This window comes from Streptomyces sp. MMCC 100 (assembly GCF_041538145.2).
In the GTDB taxonomy this organism is placed as follows: domain Bacteria; phylum Actinomycetota; class Actinomycetes; order Streptomycetales; family Streptomycetaceae; genus Streptomyces.
In genome coordinates, this window is the sequence record NZ_JBGORK020000001.1 from 2,275,745 (window position 1) to 2,289,906 (window position 14,162).

Sequence of the window (14,162 nt, forward strand, 5' to 3'; positions counted from 1 at the left end):
GGTGACTGGGGTGAATCTCTCATGACCGAAGCGCGTGCCGAGGCCCGTCCGGAGCCGGGGGAGTCCCGGTTCGCCCAGGGCTTCGCCCTGTTCGCCGAGTGCCTGCTCACCGGCGTGTGGATCGCGGTGGCGGCGCTGCCGCTGGTCACCTACCCCGCCGCGTTCGCGGCCGGCGCGCGGCACCTCGGGCGCCGGATCGCCCACGAGCGCGGCGGCTGGCGGGAGTTCGTCGCCGACTTCCGGGCGGCGGTGCGGCGCGGCTGGCTCGTCGGGGTCGCCGGATGGGCCGCCCTGGCGGTGGTGTGGGTCGACGTGCGGGCCGTACGGGACGGTCTGCCGGGCGGCCCGCTGGTCGGCGCCGTCGGCGTCCTCGCCCTGATCGGCGCGGCCGTCGCGGGACTGCGCGCGGCGGCGGAGTGGCACCCCGGCGCCTCCTGGCGGTCGCTGCTCGCGCGGGCGGGCCGTCGCACCGTGCTCGACCCCGCCGGTTCCTTCCTCCTCGTCGGCGGGCTGGCCGTCGTGGTCTGCTCCGCCTGGTTCAGCGCTCCGCTGGCCGTCGCGGTCCTGGGCGCCGTAGCCGCGGCGGCCGTGGCGGTGGAGGAGCGCCACCGGCGTCGCTGACCGGGCGCCGTTGACCGGGCGCCGTTGACAGGGCGCCTCGACTCGGCGCCTTTGCCCCGGGGACGGCCCCCTGCCAGGACGGCCGCCCCTCCGCACCGAGGTCGGTGCCCGGCACCGCACCTCTCTCTGTCATGCCCTTGACATCGCTGACACGGGCGCCGGCACCTCGCACACCGCCATGCCCTTGACACGTCCCGCACCCCGCTCGGAAAGGAAAGGCCATGTCCCCCATCCCCCGCAGGTCCCTCCTCAAGGCGGCCGCCGTCGCCGGCGCCGCCGCGCAGTTCAGCTGGGCGCTGGGCACGAAGAGCGCGCAGGCCGCGCCCGCCACCGCACCGGTCGCCGCCGACAGCCCCGTCACCCTGACCTGGCTGGAGGACGGCGGCCTCGGCGCCGCCCCCGGCTCCACCGTCGGCGTCCCCTGGCCCAGGGGTACCTTCCGCGAGGAGCAGTCGTTCGCCGTCACGGACGCGGACGGCAAGGCCGTACCCGTACAGTCCTGGCCCCTCGCGTACTGGCCCGACGGCTCCCTCAAGTGGACCGCCCACGCCGTCGGTTCGGGGAACGGCAGGCTCACCCTGGCCGCCGGCGCCCCCGCCGCCCCCGCCAAGAAGGTCACCGTCGACCGGCACGGCGGCACCATCGACATATCGACCGGCGTCATCACCGCGAGAATCGGCAAGTCCGGCTCGACGCTGATCAAGTCGGTCACCCGGGGCTCCACCGAGATCGCGAGGAACGGCCGCCTGGTCCTGCTGCGCCAGCCCGAGATCGAGGACGGCGACCAGGGCACGGTGAAGTACGAGCGCTTCGACGGCGCCATCGACGAGGTGAAGGTCGAACAGGACGGCCCGGTCCGTGCCGTCGTCCGCATCGACGGCAAGCACCGCAAGGGCCACCGCGGCTGGCTCCCCTTCTCCATCCGCCTCTACTTCTACGCGGGCGCCGACTCCTTCCGCATGGTGCACACGATCACGTTCGACGGGAAGCAGGAGCCGGGCAGGGCCAGCGGCGACTTCGTCCGCGGCCTCGGCGTCCGCTTCACCGTCCCGATGCGTGACGAGGCCTACGACCGCCACATCCGGATCGGCGGCGAGGGCACCGGCCTGCTCCGCGAGGCCGTCAAGGGCATCACCGGCCTGCGCCGCGACCCGGGAGCGGCCGTGCAGGCCGCGCAGTTCGCCGGTGAGAAGCTGCCCGACCCGTCCACCTGGGACCAGCGGGTCACCACCCGCCTGAAGTACATCCCCGAATGGGGCGACTACACCCTCTCCCAGCTCTCCGCCGACGGCTTCACCCTGCGCAAACGCACCAAGAAGGGCCACGGCTGGATCGGCGCCGGCGGCGGACGGCGCGCCTCCGGCTTCGGCTACGTCGGCGGCGCGAGCGGCGGCCTCTCCTTCGGCCTGCGCGACTTCTGGGAGAAGTACCCCGCCCAGCTCGACATCCGCGACGCCCAGGCCGACGAGGCCGAGGTCACCCTCTGGCTCTGGTCGCCCGAGGCCCAGCCCATGGACCTGCGCTTCTACCACGACGGCATGGGCCAGGACACCTTCCCCGAACAGCTCGAAGGCCTCAACATCACCTACGAGGACTACGAACCCGGCTTCGGCACCCCCTACGGCATCGCCCGCACCTCGGAACTCCTCTTCTGGGCCAACGCCGCCACCCCGAGCGCCGAGAAGCTCGCCGAACAGGTCGAGGCGGTGCGCGTCCTGCCGCAACTGGCCGCCTCGCCCCAGCAGCTCATCAAGGCCGGGGTCTTCGGCCCCGGCCTCTACTCCGAGCCCGACCGCACCACCCCCGCCAAGGCGAAGATCGAGGACCACCTCGACTTCCTCTTCACCTACTACAAGGACCAGGTGGAGCAGCGCCGTTGGTACGGCTTCTGGGACTACGGCGACATCATGCACACCTACGACGCCGCCCGGCACGTGTGGCGGTACGACATCGGCGGCTACGCCTGGGACAACTCCGAGCTCTCCCCGGACCTCTGGCTCTGGTACGCCTACCTCCGCTCCGGCCGCGCCGACATCTTCCGCTTCGCCGAGGCCATGACCCGGCACACCGGCGAGGTCGACGTCTACCACCTGGGCGAGTGGGCCGGCCTCGGCACCCGGCACGGCGTCCAGCACTACGCCGACAGCGCCAAGCAGCAGCGCATCGCCAACACCACCTACCGGCGCTTCTACTACTTCCTCACCGCCGACGAACGCGTCGGCGACCTCATGCGTGCCAACGTCGACTCCGACGAGACCTTCCTCGCCCTCGACCCGCTCCGCAAGATCCGCACCGAGCCCTACACCCCCGACCGCAACGCCCTGTCCATCGGCTTCGGCACCGACTGGAGCGGCCTGGTCTCGGCGTGGCTCACCGAGTGGGAACGCAAGGGCCCCCAGTGGGAGAAGGCCCGGGACCGCGTCCTGTCCACCATGGAGACCATCGCCGCCCAGCCCAACGGCTTCGTCCAGGGCAGCGGCCTGTACGACCTGGACACCGGGAAGTTCGCCGTCGCCGGCACCCCCAAGGTCGAGGTCTCCCACCTGTCCGCCGTATTCGGCCTGAACGAACTGTGCGCCGAACTGATCGACCTCGTCGACATGCCGGAGTTCGAGGAGGCGTACTACGACTACTGCCGCTACTTCAACGCGAGCAAGACCGAACAGGCCGAGCGCTACGGCGCCGACTTCGGCAGCCTCATCCTCTTCCAGGGCCACTCGCGCCTCGACGCCTACGCGGCCGTGCGGACCGGCGACGAGAAGCTCGCCACGCGCGCGTGGCAGAAGTTCTACGACTCCGACGGCTACAAGGAGTCGGCGCCCTGGACGACGGAGAAGCTGAACGGCGCCGTCACCCTGGTCCCGGGCAGCGAGGCGAGCTGGGTGTCCACCAACGACACCGCCCTCTACGGCCTCGCCGCCATCGAGAACCTCGCACTCCTGGGGGACAGGATGCCGTAGCCACCCCTGACCGGCGCGGGCACGGGCACACTGCACGGGTGGACTGGAACCATTACCGCTTCCGCAGCCTGTGGCCGCTGCCCGCGCCCGCCCCGGACGTCTACCGGGCACTCGAACGGATCGAGGACTACCCCCACTGGTGGCGCCAGGTGCGCCAGGTCACCCGGCTCGACGACACCAGCGGCCTCCTCCGGGTCCGCTCCCTCCTCCCGTACGACCTGACGACGACCGTGCGGGAGGGGCGCCACGACCCCGCCCCGGGGGTGCTGGAGGTCCTGATGAGCGGCGACATGGAGGGCTGGGCGCGCTGGACGGTCGCCCCGCGCGGCTCCGGCACCCTGGTCCGCTACGACCAGGAGGTCGTCGTACGCAAACCGCTGCTGCGCCGCCTCGCGGTGCCGGGGCGGCCCCTGTTCCGGGCCAACCACCGCCTCATGATGCGGGCGGGACGGCAGGGCCTCGCCGCCCACCTGGCAGGCGGTCGGCAAGCGGTTTGATGGAAGCGCCGGGGGCCCTGTATTGTTCAGTGCGTTCCCGGGCGATTAGCTCAGTGGGAGAGCGCTTCGTTCACACCGAAGAGGTCACTGGTTCGAACCCAGTATCGCCCACCGGGAAAAGCCGGTCCGTCGCACGACGGACCGGCTTCTTCGTGCGTCGGCGTGCTGCGTACGGTCACGCCGCCGCCGGCAGCTCCGGCCGCAGCGGCCAGGCCGGGTCCACCGCCTCCTCGGTGCCGTTGAGCGCGAACCACGCCTGCAGCCCTCGCGCCTGACCCGCGTGCCACACCGCCTGCAGGGTGTGCAGCTCGGCGGGGGAGAGGCGCTCCAGCCGTGCCTGGAAGCGGCGCCCCACCGCCCGTACGACCTCCAGCGCGGCCTGGGCATCGGCCGCCGCGTCGTGCGCGCCCTCCAGCTCCACGCAGTAGTGCGCGCACAGGTCGGTGAGGGTGCGGCGGCCCTTGCGGTAGCGGTCCAGGTGCTTGTCCAGCACCCGCGGGTCCAGCACGTGCAGCGACGTCCGCTCCAGCCAGCGGCCGAGCGACGAGGCGCGGTGGCGGCGCAACTCCCGGTCCAGCAGGGTGAGGTCGAACGGCGCGTTCATCACCACGAGCGGCCGCCCGGCGCGGGCCTGTTCGGTCAGTGCCTCCGCTATCTCGTACATCACCGGCGCCGGCCACCGGCCATGGCGCTCCACATGCTCCTGGGTCAGCCCGTGCACCGCCGTCGCCGCCTCGGGCACCGGCACGCCCGGGTTCACCAGCCACCGGGTCACCCGCGGGCGCAGTCCCGGCGCGTCCTGGACGACGAGGGCCGCCGACACGATCCGGTCGGTCTCGGTGTCCACACCCGTGGTCTCCGTGTCGAAGGCGGCCAACGGCCCCTCGAACCAGCTCGTCATAGGGCACTCAACTCCTCGTCCGAGCGCGGCAGCTGACGCGCCGTCCCTTGTCCCGGTTCGGTGATACCCGGGCTGTTTGCGACGTACGCCGGAAGGACACAACAGGAGTACGGGTCTTTGCAGTTCACAGACCCGCAGCGGGGATTCACCAGTTCTGGAAGGCTGTTGGTCATGGCCATTGCGCAGCCCGAACGGGGCGGGCTGCTTCCGGAGCGCACCGCGCCCTCACGCGGCTCTCTCGCCACCACCGCCTGCATGGAGACCTTGCAGGTCGGCTACCTCCACGCGGTCGCCGCCGCCGCTGGCTGCTCGCTCTCCCAGCCCTTCCCGGACAACGGCATCGACTGGCACGTCAGCCACAGCGCCCCCGGACACACCGTCGACGACGAGGTCACCATCAAGGTGCAGCTCAAGGCGACGTACCAGCTCCCGCCCAGCCCGCCCGGCCGCTTCTTCTCCTTCACCCTCGACAACGACCACCTGGCGAAACTCGCCCGCACCCCGGTGTCGGTGCACAAGATCCTGGTCGTGATGATCGTCCCCCGGTCCCGGGACCAGTGGCTGCGTGCCGGGCACGACCGGCTCGACCTCAGGCACTGCTGCTACTGGACCAACCTCGCCGGACATCCGGTCACCGGACGGCGGCGCACCACCGTGCGGATACCGACCGCGCGGATCTTCGACGACCGGGCGCTGTGCGAGATCATGACGCGGGTCGGGACGGGAGGGAAACCATGACGCACCGCCCGGCCGGCGAGCCCCCGCGGTCCGTCGAGCCTCTGCGGCCGGTACGGCCGCACCCGGCCGACGCCCTCGACGACACCATCCGGGACGGCCGTCCGCCCGAGTCCGGCACCGTCGACCCGGCCGTGCTGACCGCCCTGCTCCACCGGCACGGCTGGCGGCGCCGCGGCGGCGCCCCGGGCCGCTACGGCCGTTGGACCCCGCCCGGCCCCACCGCCGGCGCCACCAGCCTCCTGGTGCCCGTCAGCCGCGCCTTCCCCGACAGCGACGACCTCCTCGCCGAGGCGCTGCTCGCCCTGTCCCGCAGCGGCACTCCCGCCGCCCGCGAGATCCTCCTCTCCCTCGCCGTCCCCAGCGACGAGATCCGCTGGGAACGCGACATACCGACAGGGCCCGGCGACACCGCGTCCTGGACCACGGAGGAGCAGCTGCGCTCCGCCGCCCGCCGGATGCTGCTCGCCGGAGCACTCGCCACCCGCGCGCGTGCGGGCTACTACGGCGCCCGGCACCGGCGCGCCGCCTGCGCGGCCCTGGAGAACGTGCTGGTGGGCCCCGCCCCCGGTGGCCGCCTGCTCACGGCGTTCCTGCCGGTCGGCGCCGGCCGCCCCCTCGCCGTACGACTCCACCAGGCCCTGTACGCCGCCCGTGAGGCCGTCGACTACCGGCGGGCCACCGGCGGCATGGAGGCCTTCGACTCGGCCGTCGCCGCCGGCGTCAGCCACGAACTGGCCGAGGCGCTCGTCGCCCTGGTCCGAGGCAGCGAGGGCGCCCGGATCGCCGTCGGCTGGGCGCCGGCCACGGGCGTGCCCGAGGGCTGCGGCGCCCTCGCCGAACCCGTCGAGTTCTCGCCCGGCGACCTGCCGGCCCTGCGCGAGGCCGCCGCCCGCTACCTGCGCGCGGAGCCCTCCGTCCCGGTGCGGATCACCGGCACCGTCGTCCGCATGCGCCGGCCCGGACCGCGCGGCCCGGGCACCGTACGGCTGCGGGTGCTGGCCGGGGCCGAGGTGCCGCACGTGCGCGTCGCGCTGGACGAGGACGCCTACCGGATCGCCGGGCACGCCCACCTCGTCGGACTGCCGGTGCGGGTGCTCGGGCGACTGGAGAGCCGGGGCGGCTTCCGCCGGCTCACCGGCGCCTGCGAGATCACCCCGGTACAGGTCGACGACGCGGAGCGGGACCGGCTGCTCAAGACCGTCCAGGAGCACGTGGAGGTCGCGGCCTTCCTCGAGGAGGCCTGCGGAGACGGAGGAGACCGCCGGGAATGATTTCGCGGTGGGCGGGTCCGGGTCGGTACGATCGCCCTCATGCGTGCGCTCCGGTATGGCGCCGCGGCCCCACCTTCAGTCAGGAGAGACCGGTGTCAGACGTCCGTGTGATCATCCAGCGGGATTCCGAGCGGGAAGAACGCGTGGTGACGACGGGCACTACGGCCGCCGAGCTCTTCGCCGGCCAGCGCTCGATCATCGCGGCGCGTGTGGCCGGTGAGCTCAGGGACCTCGCCTACGAGGTGAAGGACGGCGAGACCGTCGAAGGCGTCGAGATCTCCTCCGAGGACGGTCTGAACATCCTGCGCCACTCCACCGCGCACGTCATGGCGCAGGCGGTGCAGGAATTGTTCCCCGAGGCCAAGCTGGGCATCGGCCCGCCCGTCAAGGACGGCTTCTACTACGACTTCGACGTCGAGAAGCCCTTCCACCCCGATGACCTCAAGGCCATCGAGAAGAGGATGCAGGAGATCCAGAAGCGGGGGCAGAAGTTCTCCCGCCGCGTGGTCACCGACGACGAGGCCCGCGCGGAGCTCGCCGACGAGCCGTACAAGCTGGAGCTGATCGGCCTCAAGGGCTCCGCCTCGCACGACGACGGCGCGGACGTCGAGGTCGGCGCCGGCGAGCTGACGATCTACGACAACCTCGACGCCAAGACCGGCGAGCTGTGCTGGAAGGACCTCTGCCGCGGTCCCCACCTGCCCACCACCCGGAACATCCCGGCCTTCAAGCTGATGCGCAACGCCGCCGCCTACTGGCGCGGCAGCGAGAAGAACCCGATGCTCCAGCGCATCTACGGCACAGCCTGGCCCACCAAGGACGAGCTGAAGGCCCACCTGGAGTTCCTCGCCGAGGCCGAGAAGCGCGACCACCGCAAGCTCGGCAGCGAGCTGGACCTGTTCTCCATCCCCGAGCAGATCGGCTCCGGCCTCGCCGTCTTCCACCCCAAGGGCGGCATCATCCGCCGGACCATGGAGGACTACTCGCGGCGCAAGCACGAAGAAGCCGGCTACGAGTTCGTCTACACCCCGCACGCGACCAAGGGGAAGCTCTTCGAGACCTCGGGCCACCTGGACTGGTACGCCGACGGCATGTACCCGCCCATGCAGCTCGACGAGGGCGTGGACTACTACCTCAAGCCCATGAACTGCCCGATGCACAATCTGATCTTCGACGCGCGCGGCCGCTCCTACCGTGAGCTGCCCCTGCGCCTGTTCGAGTTCGGCACCGTGTACCGGTACGAGAAGTCGGGCGTCGTGCACGGCCTGACCCGGGCCCGCGGCTTCACCCAGGACGACGCGCACATCTACTGCACCCGCGAGCAGATGTCTCAGGAGCTGGACAAGACCCTCACCTTCGTCCTGGACTTGCTGCGCGACTACGGCCTGAACGACTTCTACCTGGAGCTGTCCACCAAGGATCCGGAGAAGTTCGTCGGCACCGACGAAGCCTGGGAAGAAGCCACCGAGACGCTGCGCCAGGTCGCCGAGAAGCAGAGCCTGGAGCTCGTGGCGGACCCGGGCGGCGCCGCGTTCTACGGCCCGAAGATCTCCGTCCAGGCGCGCGATGCCATCGGGCGCACCTGGCAGATGTCGACCATCCAGCTCGACTTCAACCTGCCGGAGCGCTTCGACCTGGAGTACACGGCCGCGGACGGCACCAAGACCCGTCCGGTCATGATCCACCGCGCGCTGTTCGGTTCCATCGAGCGGTTCTTCGCGGTGCTCCTGGAGCACTACGCGGGCGCGATGCCGCCGTGGCTCGCTCCGGTGCAGGCGGTGGGCATTCCGGTGGGGGACGCTCACGTGCAGTACCTGGAGGAGTTCGCGGCCGAGGCACGGCGCAAGGGGCTCCGCGTCGACGTGGACTCCTCCTCGGACCGGATGCAGAAGAAGATCCGCACGCAGCAGAAGCAGAAGGTCCCGTTCATGATCATCGTCGGTGACGAGGACATGCACGGGGGCACGGTGTCGTTCCGCTACCGCGACGGTTCGCAGGAGAACGGCATTCCGCGTGACCAGGCGCTGGCGAAGCTCGTTGATGTGGTGGAGCGCCGAGTTCAGGTGTGAAGTGGTCCCCGCTGACGCGGGGATGGTCCGTCGTAGCGCTCGTCCTCGTGGCTTCGCCGCGATGGCTCCCCGCACCAGCGGGGATCGGCCCCCGGGAGTGATCCCGGGGGCTCTTTCCGTTCCCGAGCCCGCGCGCCATATGCTGCACGCATGACGAGTGAGCCGGAGCAGCAGCTGGGAGTGGGGACGCCGGACGCTTTCCAGCGTCTGTGGACGCCCCACCGGATGGCGTACATCCAGGGCGAGAACAAGCCGAGCGGCCCGGGCGCCGACGACGGCTGCCCCTTCTGCTCGATCCCGGCCAAGTCCGACGAGGACGGTCTGATCATCCGGCGCGGTGAGCACGTGTACGCGGTGCTCAATCTGTACCCGTACAACGGCGGCCACCTGATGACCGTGCCCTACCGTCACGTCGCCGACTACACGGAGCTGAACGCCGTGGAGACCGCGGAGCTGGCCGAGCTGACGAAGCAGGCGATGACGGCGCTGCGTACGGCCTCCGGGGCCCAAGGGTTCAACCTGGGCATGAACCAGGGCACGGTGGCGGGCGCGGGCATCGCCGCTCACCTGCACCAGCACGTCGTCCCCCGCTGGGGCGGCGACACGAACTTCATGCCCGCGATCGGCCACACGAGGGTGCTGCCCCAGCTCCTGGGTGACACCCGCAAGATGCTGGCCGAGGCCTGGCCGACGGTGTAGTTCGCAGCCGAGGCCGATCCAATCAGCCCGTCCGGCGTTCGAGGACGAGGCCGTCCAGGCCGAAGCGGGGGTCTGGGGGCGGCAGCCCCCAGGGACGCCCACCCCGACACCCCGCCCGACCGCCGGAGGCCTACGCGTCGTAGACGTCCGCCTTCTTCGGCACAGCCTCCTGCACCGCCCCGCTCAGACCACCCGCGCGGGCACCGAACTTCTCCGTGTCCACGCCGTTCTCCTTCAGCACCTTGATCGCCGCCGAGTGCACCGCCCGGAGGACCGGCGTGGCCGCGCGCAGCGCGTCGTCGGCCATGAAACGGTGCCGCCACGGCCGGTCCGCCCAGGCGTGCCGCACGCCGAAGGGCTCGGGCAGCGTGAGCTTGCCGCCCAGCCAGTACAGCAGCGGCGGGTACCAGGTCAGCGGGGCGCGCGCGGCCAGCCGCACCACCTCGTCGGTGTCGACCAGCGGGAGCTTGACCGTGCGGGTCTCCCAGAACTTGACCGACTTCTGGACCGTCTTCTCCTTGGCCGCGGGCTTGCTGGTGAACAGGCCGTGCACCGGGCCCAGGGCGTGTCCGGTGACCTCGATGCGCAGCGTCTCGTGCAGCACCGTCACCGTGATCAGCATGGAGATGACCAACTGGCCGTCCCACAGCGTCCACTGCACGCCCAGGTAGTGCCGGTCGCCCGCGCCGAACTGCTGCTTGTCGCAGATCTCCTGTATGGCGTGCTGCTTGACCTGGTACGCCTCGACGTCCGTGCCCTCGGGCCGGGACACCGAGTCGGCGTTCTCACCGATCGGGGTCACGATCCAGTGCCGCACCGTCGGCTTGGGGAAGCCGCCGGTGTGCAGCGGGCCGCGCTCCAGCATGCGCAGCCGGTCGTGGATGGCCTTGATGACGTCCCAGCTGCGGAACGGGTTGATCTCCCGGTCCGGGTCGACGGGGACCAGCTCCTCGGCGAGCTGCCAGTTGCCCCAGCGGGTGCCCATGCCGAGGATTCCCTTGGGACCGGCGTAGAAGACGGAGTTGGACTGCTGCTCGGCGCTGAGCCGGGCCAGCGACTGCCGCAGTTCCTCGGCGGCCGTCTCGCCGGGGCTGCTCGGCACCGCCTCGGGCACCTTGGCGCCCACGCCGGCGCCGGACAGGAGGCCGCTCCAGCGGTCCCGGAGGTCGCGCGCCGTGCGCTCGCAGATGCGCTTGGCCCAGAACCAGCCGATCACCGGGGCGACGACGCAGGCGCGCGCGTACCAGGCCCAGAAGCCGCTGAAGGGCATCTTGAGCAGGAAGAGCACGGCGAGGACCGCCATCGCGAGGAGCAGCGTGGTGGCGAGCGCGCCGGCCCGTTTGTCCTCGCGCCGGGCGACGGTGGTGCGGATCTGGAAGACCAGGAGCCAGACCAGCAGGCCGGGCAGGAACAGCAGCCCGCACAGCACCATGACGGCGCTCAGCCAGTTGTCCCGGTCCCTGCGTATGCGGTGGGCCGCGAGACTGTGCTCCACGACCACCTGCGGCTGGGTGCCGAAGGACTGGATGAGCGGGGCACGCTTGGGACCCAGCATCCGGTCGATGATCGCCCGGGAGTACGCCTCGCCCAGGTTGGGCCGGAACAGCTTGATCCGGGGCTTGCTCACGGCCGACTTGTGCCACTCGCTGTTGGCCTTGAGTATCTCCTCGGCCTCGCTGTCCCGGTAGGCGGCCGAGGCCAGCGCGAACGTGGCCGTCTGGCCGCCGTCGTCCGTGCGCGGCACCTGCGGTCCGAAGAAGTCCGCGTAACCGCCGTCAACGGTCATTCCCGCCCCCGATCGCCACCACTGTCGCTCCTGCGGCCTTCCCGACTTCCCTGCCCCGCACACCTGTTGATCTGGTCATCAGCGTATCCGCCGGCACCGTCGTGCGTCACGGGACGCCCAAAGGCGCCCCCACACGCGCGGGTTGACCGCCGGGCGCGCCGTCGCACGCCGGGGTGGCGGACACCGGCGCGGGGCCCTCCGGTGCGGGGCCCTCCGGTGCGGCGACACCGCACCGGAAAGCCTGGCTCGGCAGCGGAGGGCCGGGCTCGCACCGGAGGGCTGAGCTCGCGCCGGAAGGCCGGGCCCCGCTAGGACGCCACCCGCACCTCGTCGCGCAGCCGGTCCGCGACCTGCGCCGGCATCGGTTCGTGCCGCGCGTAGCGGCGGTCGAAGCGGGCGGTGCCGTGCGAGAGGGAGCGCAGGTCCACGGCGTAGCGGCCGATCTCGATCTCGGGCACCTCGGCCCTGATCAGGGTCCGGCCGCCGCTGGTCTGCTCGGTGCCCAGCACCTTGCCGCGCCGTCCGGACAGGTCGCTCATCACCGCGCCCACGTAGTCGTCGCCGACCAGCACGCTCACCTCGGCCACCGGCTCCAGCAGATGGATCCTCGCCTCGGCCGCGGCCTCCCTGAGAGCCAGCGCGCCCGCCGTCTGGAACGCGGCGTCGGAGGAGTCCACCGAGTGCGCCTTGCCGTCGAGCAGCGTGATCCGCACGTCGATCAGCGGGTGGCCGGCGGCGACGCCCTTGGCCGCCTGGGTGCGCACCCCCTTCTCCACGGACGGGATGAACTGCCGGGGCACCGCGCCGCCGACCACCTTGTCCACGAACTCGATGCCCGAGCCGCCCGGCAGCGGCTCCACCTCGATCTCGCAGATGGCGTACTGGCCGTGCCCGCCGGACTGCTTCACGTGCCGCCCGCGCCCGGCCGCCCGGCCGCCGAACGTCTCGCGCAGGGAGACCCGGTGGGGTACGACGTCGACCTGGACGCCGTAGCGGCTGCGCAGCCGCTCCAGGGCCACGTCGGCGTGGGCCTCGCCCAGGCACCACAGGACCACCTGGTGGGTGTCCTGGTTGTGCTCCAGGCGCATCGTCGGGTCCTCGGCGACCAGCCGGGCCAGCCCCTGGGAGAGCTTGTCCTCGTCGGGTTTGCTGTGTGCCTGGATGGCGAGGGGCAGCAGCGGGTCGGGCATCTCCCAGGGGGCCATCAGCAGCGGGTCGTCCTTGGCCGAGAGCGTGTCCCCGGTCTCCGCGCGGGTCAGCTTGGCCACGCAGGCGAGGTCGCCCGCGATCACGTGCGTGACCGGCCGCTGCTGCTTGCCGAACGGCGTCGACAGGGCGCCGATCCGCTCGTCGACGTCGTGGTCCTCGTGCCCGCGGTCGGTCATGCCGTGCCCGGACACGTGCACCGTCTGGTCGGCGCGCAGGGTTCCGGAGAAGACGCGGACCATCGAGATCCGGCCGACATAGGGGTCGGAGGACGTCTTGACGACCTCCGCGACCAGCGACTCCTCGGGGTCGCACATCCGCAGTTCGCGCCCGGCGCCCTCCGGCGTGGTGACCCGGGGCGCCGCGCGCTCCAGGGGCGTCGGGAACCCGCGTGTGATCAGTTCCAGGAGCTCGACCGTGCCCAGTCCCTGCCGTGCGCCGTCGGCGGCGGGGGCGGCGGCCAGGACGGGGAAGAACACCCCGCGTGCGACGGCCCGTTCCAGGTCCTGGATCAGTGTCTTGACGTCGACCTGCTCGCCGCCGAGATAGCGCTCCATGAGGGTCTCGTCCTCGCTCTCCGAGATGATCCCCTCGATCAGCATGGAGCGGGCCTCGTCGAGCTGCGGCAGTTCCGCCTCGCCAGGCTCCGAGGCCACGCGCTCGCCCGAGGCGTAGTCGAACAGCTTCCGCGACAGCAGCCCCACGAGCCCCGTCACGGGCGCGTGCCCGTCGGGGGCGGGCGGGCCGTGCAGGGGCAGGTAGAGCGGCAGTACGGCGTCGGGGTCGTCGCCGCCGAAGGCCTCCGCGCAGATCCGCGTCATCTCCTCGAAGTCCGCACGGGCGGCCTCCAGGTGCGTGATCACGATGGCGCGCGGCATGCCGACGGCGGCACACTCCTCCCAGACCATGCGGGTCGCACCGTCCACGCCGTCGGAGGCCGAGACGACGAAGAGGGCCGCGTCCGCCGCCCGCAGACCGGCCCTCAGCTCACCGACGAAGTCGGCGTACCCGGGAGTGTCCAAGAGGTTGATCTTGATGCCGTCCCATTCGACCGGCACCAGGGAGAGCTGTACGGAGCGCTGCTGGCGGTGCTCCATGTCGTCGTAGTCCGAGACGCAGCCGCCGTCCTCCACGCGGCCCGCCCGGTTCACCGCTCCCGTCGTCAGCGCGAGAGCTTCCACCAATGTCGTCTTGCCCGATCCGGAGTGGCCGACCAGCACCACATTCCGTACGGACGTGGGGTGGTCGGCCGCCGTCGCCCTTCCGGCGGCTCCGGGATGGGTGTGTGCCTTGTCGCCCATGTCCTTGCCTCCCGTGCACGGTGAGGTCACTGTGGGCGCGGACACGCGGGACCGCGTGCACTGGCGGCTCCGGCGACGCCCGCGGTCCTTCGAGCTTTCCACTCCCGTCACGC

At 71.7% G+C, this 14,162-nt stretch carries 10 protein-coding genes and 1 tRNA gene; 8 read left to right on the forward strand and 3 right to left on the reverse strand.

All coding sequences use genetic code 11. The features are described 5' to 3' along the window. The first annotated feature begins 21 nt into the window (after window positions 1-21). The 4 genes from ABS735_RS10525 (at window position 22) to ABS735_RS10540 (ending at window position 4,189) form a co-directional block, all read left to right on the forward strand. A complete protein-coding gene (locus ABS735_RS10525) occupies window positions 22-621 on the forward strand; it encodes a hypothetical protein (RefSeq protein ID WP_373906361.1) in 600 nt (199 codons plus the stop codon). 221 nt (window positions 622-842) lie between these two features. Continuing rightward, window positions 843-3,581 carry an exo-rhamnogalacturonan lyase family protein gene (locus ABS735_RS10530; RefSeq protein WP_373906360.1) on the forward strand — a complete coding sequence of 913 codons (2,739 nt, stop codon included), beginning with the start codon at window positions 843-845 and terminating at the stop codon, window positions 3,579-3,581. A gap of 38 nt (window positions 3,582-3,619) precedes the next feature. Then, the gene (locus ABS735_RS10535) at window positions 3,620-4,078 is read left to right on the forward strand and encodes an SRPBCC family protein (protein ID WP_373906359.1); all 459 of its coding nucleotides are present in this window, start codon (window positions 3,620-3,622) and stop codon (window positions 4,076-4,078) included. Window positions 4,079-4,117: 39 nt separating this feature from the next. Continuing rightward, window positions 4,118-4,189: transfer RNA gene (locus ABS735_RS10540), tRNA-Val, on the forward strand. 64 nt (window positions 4,190-4,253) lie between these two features. Here the strand turns inward: ABS735_RS10540 and ABS735_RS10545 are convergent. Then, entirely contained in the window at window positions 4,254-4,979 is a 726-nt protein-coding gene (locus tag ABS735_RS10545; RefSeq protein ID WP_373906358.1) for a 3'-5' exonuclease, read from the reverse strand. Between the two features lie 171 nt (window positions 4,980-5,150). On the opposite strand from ABS735_RS10545, the gene ABS735_RS10550 reads away from it, so the two are divergent. The 4 genes from ABS735_RS10550 (at window position 5,151) to ABS735_RS10565 (ending at window position 9,756) form a co-directional block, all read left to right on the forward strand. Continuing rightward, on the forward strand, window positions 5,151-5,717 hold the full coding sequence (locus tag ABS735_RS10550) for a DUF4365 domain-containing protein (RefSeq protein ID WP_373906357.1): 567 nt from the start codon (window positions 5,151-5,153) through the stop codon (window positions 5,715-5,717). Next, window positions 5,714-6,988 (forward strand): hypothetical protein, encoded by a 1,275-nt coding sequence (locus ABS735_RS10555; RefSeq protein WP_373906356.1) that lies wholly within the window; start codon window positions 5,714-5,716, stop codon window positions 6,986-6,988. The genes ABS735_RS10550 and ABS735_RS10555 overlap by 4 nt, the downstream gene beginning before the upstream one ends. A 92-nt stretch (window positions 6,989-7,080) precedes the next feature. Further along, window positions 7,081-9,057 (forward strand): threonine--tRNA ligase, encoded by a 1,977-nt coding sequence (gene thrS / locus ABS735_RS10560; RefSeq protein WP_373906355.1) that lies wholly within the window; start codon window positions 7,081-7,083, stop codon window positions 9,055-9,057. A gap of 150 nt (window positions 9,058-9,207) precedes the next feature. Next, on the forward strand, window positions 9,208-9,756 hold the full coding sequence (locus ABS735_RS10565) for an HIT family protein (RefSeq protein ID WP_373906354.1): 549 nt from the start codon (window positions 9,208-9,210) through the stop codon (window positions 9,754-9,756). 130 nt (window positions 9,757-9,886) lie between these two features. Here ABS735_RS10565 and ABS735_RS10570 read toward each other — a convergent pair whose 3' ends face one another. Both ABS735_RS10570 and ABS735_RS10575 read right to left on the reverse strand, forming a co-directional pair. After that, window positions 9,887-11,542: a hypothetical protein gene (locus ABS735_RS10570; RefSeq protein WP_373906353.1), complete on the reverse strand. Its 1,656-nt coding sequence runs from the start codon at window positions 11,540-11,542 to the stop codon at window positions 9,887-9,889. 308 nt (window positions 11,543-11,850) lie between these two features. After that, window positions 11,851-14,049: an elongation factor G-like protein EF-G2 gene (locus ABS735_RS10575; RefSeq protein WP_373906352.1), complete on the reverse strand. Its 2,199-nt coding sequence runs from the start codon at window positions 14,047-14,049 to the stop codon at window positions 11,851-11,853. Between the last annotated feature and the right edge of the window lie 113 nt (window positions 14,050-14,162).

What these genes read in the sequence shown, in the direction of transcription:
- ABS735_RS10565 (WP_373906354.1), top strand. Translation starts at nt 9,208, where the DNA reads ATGACGAGTGAGCCGGAGCAGCAGCTGGGAGTGGGGACGCCGGACGCT.
- ABS735_RS10530 (WP_373906360.1), top strand. Translation starts at nt 843, where the DNA reads ATGTCCCCCATCCCCCGCAGGTCCCTCCTCAAGGCGGCCGCCGTCGCC.
- ABS735_RS10545 (WP_373906358.1), bottom strand. Translation starts at nt 4,979, where the DNA reads ATGACGAGCTGGTTCGAGGGGCCGTTGGCCGCCTTCGACACGGAGACC.
- ABS735_RS10570 (WP_373906353.1), bottom strand. Translation starts at nt 11,542, where the DNA reads ATGACCGTTGACGGCGGTTACGCGGACTTCTTCGGACCGCAGGTGCCG.
- ABS735_RS10525 (WP_373906361.1), top strand. Translation starts at nt 22, where the DNA reads ATGACCGAAGCGCGTGCCGAGGCCCGTCCGGAGCCGGGGGAGTCCCGG.
- ABS735_RS10575 (WP_373906352.1), bottom strand. Translation starts at nt 14,049, where the DNA reads ATGGGCGACAAGGCACACACCCATCCCGGAGCCGCCGGAAGGGCGACG.
- ABS735_RS10555 (WP_373906356.1), top strand. Translation starts at nt 5,714, where the DNA reads ATGACGCACCGCCCGGCCGGCGAGCCCCCGCGGTCCGTCGAGCCTCTG.
- ABS735_RS10550 (WP_373906357.1), top strand. Translation starts at nt 5,151, where the DNA reads ATGGCCATTGCGCAGCCCGAACGGGGCGGGCTGCTTCCGGAGCGCACC.